Genomic DNA, 2,662 nt, shown 5'->3' with positions numbered 1-2,662 from the left:
GGATTACGCCTCATGAAGGAGAGAGATGGGATGAAGAAGATCTGTATGGTATTCGTTTCAGGGGCGTTGCTCTGTTCATTCGCCTCGGTTCTTGCGGCAGAGAAGCCCCAAGAAGGCAGTTCCGGAGAATCCCTCTTTCAGTGGAACTGCGCCCCCTGTCATCCGGGTGGCGGTAACATCCTGAATCCTCAAAAGACCCTGAAGAAAAAGGATCTCGATGCAAACAACATCAAAACTGCGGCAGACATAATAAAGAAGATGAGAAACCCGGGACCCTTTCCGACGCATCCCCAGGACTGGGCCGGTATGAAGATGTTCGATGAAAAGACGATCTCCGACAGAGATGCGCGTGCGATTGCAGATTATATCCTGAAGACCTTTCAGTGATTCTCCCCCTTTTGCCGGAGGAGAAAGAAGTGAGCTCTGGCAAGACTTAATCGGCAGCCCTATCAGCCTCAACGTTCAGGGTAAGCCGGACATCCCATCCGGCTATGACCCCGTTTTCCATATCGGCATTCCACAGGACATCATAGTCCTTACGATTAATCCTTCCCGAAGCGGTGAAGCCGATGCTTGTCGCTCCTTCTTCGAAAGGGTCGTTTACCGGTCCGGAATATTCGACATCCAGGGTGACCTGATGTGTGATCCCGCGGATGGTCAGATTGCCTGAGACTCGGCAGCTGCGCTCGCTAAGTACTTGGGCCTTGGTACTCTTAAAAGTAATCTTGGGGAAGTTTGCCGCGTCGAGGAAATCGGGGCTGCGGAGATGCTCGTCGCGTTTTTGAATACCGGTATAAACGCCGGTTACATCTATTTCTGCTTCAACGGATAGGTGAGCAAGGTCAGGGGGGGTGAACTGAATGATGCCGCTTATCCTGTTGAACTGGCCGTGAACGTCTGAAATCATCATGTGTCTGACAGCAAAGGCAGCAACGGAATGATCGGGGTCGATTATCCACTTAGCCATGAAATACCTCCTGAGCGTCTCCTCTTTTTTCTCATTATAGCATCCCGGAAAGGGAATGCAATCATCGGTTCAAACTCCTCCTGTAAAGCATAACCACCGCGTCCTGACGGCACTTGGTCTTGCATATCCTCTCGATCTTCCTGACCAGTTCCTCAGGCGGCGTTTCGGTTTTTCTGAAGCCGAGTTTTTCAAAATATCCGGGAATGTCCGTAATGATATAGACGTCATCGGACGGGAAGACGCTCTTCAGGTACTCGACGATTAATGTCCCGACACCCCGATTCCTCCTACTCTCGACGACCCCGACGCCTCCGAGTTCAAAAACTTCTCCGTGGGGGATGATCCTTCCGAAACCTACGATTTCCCGGCCTTCAAGGGCTACGACGAACTGACGATAGTCTAAATCTTCGTCATCGAGCATGAACCGCGCCAGGTGCTCCCTGATGAAGGGCATATCACCGGGGGAAGCCTTCCGAAGTATTATCGTCTGGTCTTTCTGAGGCATGGTCAAAGTATAAGTCCGGCACGGGGTCAAGTCAACGATGGCACTATCCCTCCCGTTCTCTCGCCGCTGTAACCGCATCCATGATATGCTACCTATGTAAAAAGGAGTGCCTTCAGGAGGAAGGTATGGATGAGGTGCTGAAAATCATTAAGATGAGACGGAGTGTCAGGGACTTCCGGAAGGAGGGTATCCCTGACACGGTAATCCGGAAACTCGTAGACGCGATCCTCTGGGCTCCGAGCGCCGGCAACCTCCAGTCACGGAAATTCTATTTCGTCACAGACTCGAAGATAAAGAGGAATCTCGCCGTTGCCGCATTAAATCAGAGCTTCATTGACGAAGCGCCCCTCGTCGTTGTCGGCTGCACTGACAGCAGGATCATGAGTCGCTACGGGGAGAGGGGGCTTGACCTCTACGCGATTCAGGATGTGGCATGCAGTGTCATGAATATGATGCTTGTCGCCTTTGAAAACGGCCTCGGCAGCGTCTGGGTCGGCGCCTTCAGGGAGAGAGATGTCTCTGAGATCCTCGCTCTGCCCGGTCATTTGAGAGCCGTCGCCCTGGTCCCCGTGGGGTATTCATCAAGGACGCCTTCCGCCCCACCGCGGGTCTCCGAGAAAGAGGCGGTGGAATTGCGATGAGATTGAATTTCTGTCGATAGGAGGTGAACCCGTGGCGCAAGTGAAAAAGAAAAGGCTTCTGAAACAGGCAAAGTCATTAATGGGGAATGATGAGCTTGCCGAGGCCCTGTCTGAGATGCTCGAAGAACAGCGCGGTGCTTTAGGGTTCCTCCTGAGCACCCTGAAGAAGCGGCCCCGCACCTTTAACCCTTATGTCCTCAAGGGACTTTCCATCTACCGGGAGCCGTCCGCCCTTGACCGGAAAACCGCAGAACTTGTGGCAATCGGTGCGGCAACGGCCCTCAGATGCGAGCATTGTCTCGACGCCCACATAGCCCGCGCCGTGACGGAAGGGGCAACGCTCAAGGAAGTGATGGATGCGATTCTGATCTCCGGCGCCATCTCCGAGTCGTCCACCCTGTCCGTCGCCTTCCGGAAGTTCAAGCAGCAGGAGGGGCGGCTGAAGAGGAGAGGCCAGAAGGAAAGGGCGAGTGAAGAGTAATCACGATGGTCATGAGATGTGGCCGAAGGGTTATGATTGAGATAGGATCATGCTCATGGACAGAGAAG

General features: G+C 53.4%; 5 protein-coding genes. 3 read left to right on the top strand and 2 right to left on the bottom strand.

All coding sequences use genetic code 11. From position 1 onward, the window contains the following. The coding region (locus VEI96_04670) for a c-type cytochrome (GenBank protein HXX57272.1) at positions 1–387 on the top strand (387 nt) is incomplete at its 5' end. A gap of 46 nt (positions 388–433) precedes the next feature. On the opposite strand, the gene VEI96_04665 is transcribed toward VEI96_04670, so the two are convergent. Both VEI96_04665 and VEI96_04660 read right to left on the bottom strand, forming a co-directional pair. After that, entirely contained in the window at positions 434–967 is a 534-nt protein-coding gene (locus tag VEI96_04665) for a YceI family protein (protein HXX57271.1), read from the bottom strand. Positions 968–1,028: 61 nt separating this feature from the next. Further along, complete coding sequence (locus VEI96_04660; protein ID HXX57270.1) at positions 1,029–1,472, bottom strand: GNAT family N-acetyltransferase; 444 nt, start codon at positions 1,470–1,472, stop codon at positions 1,029–1,031. Between the two features lie 125 nt (positions 1,473–1,597). Between VEI96_04660 and VEI96_04655 the strand changes: the two genes are divergently transcribed. Next, entirely contained in the window at positions 1,598–2,113 is a 516-nt protein-coding gene (locus VEI96_04655; GenBank protein ID HXX57269.1) for a nitroreductase family protein, read from the top strand. Positions 2,114–2,144: 31 nt separating this feature from the next. Beyond that, entirely contained in the window at positions 2,145–2,594 is a 450-nt protein-coding gene (locus VEI96_04650) for a carboxymuconolactone decarboxylase family protein (protein HXX57268.1), read from the top strand. Positions 2,595–2,662 lie beyond the last annotated feature (68 nt).

The organism is Thermodesulfovibrionales bacterium (assembly GCA_035622735.1).
GTDB lineage: Bacteria > Nitrospirota > Thermodesulfovibrionia > Thermodesulfovibrionales > UBA9159 > DASPUT01.
Note: the sequence above shows the minus strand (reverse complement) of the source record. Positions and strands in the feature narration are given on the sequence as shown.

Bases quoted from the DNA above. Each gene is read 5' to 3' on its own strand.
- VEI96_04665 (HXX57271.1), bottom strand. From the start codon at position 967: ATGGCTAAGTGGATAATCGACCCCGATCATTCCGTTGCTGCCTTTGCT.
- VEI96_04660 (HXX57270.1), bottom strand. From the start codon at position 1,472: ATGCCTCAGAAAGACCAGACGATAATACTTCGGAAGGCTTCCCCCGGT.
- VEI96_04655 (HXX57269.1), top strand. From the start codon at position 1,598: ATGGATGAGGTGCTGAAAATCATTAAGATGAGACGGAGTGTCAGGGAC.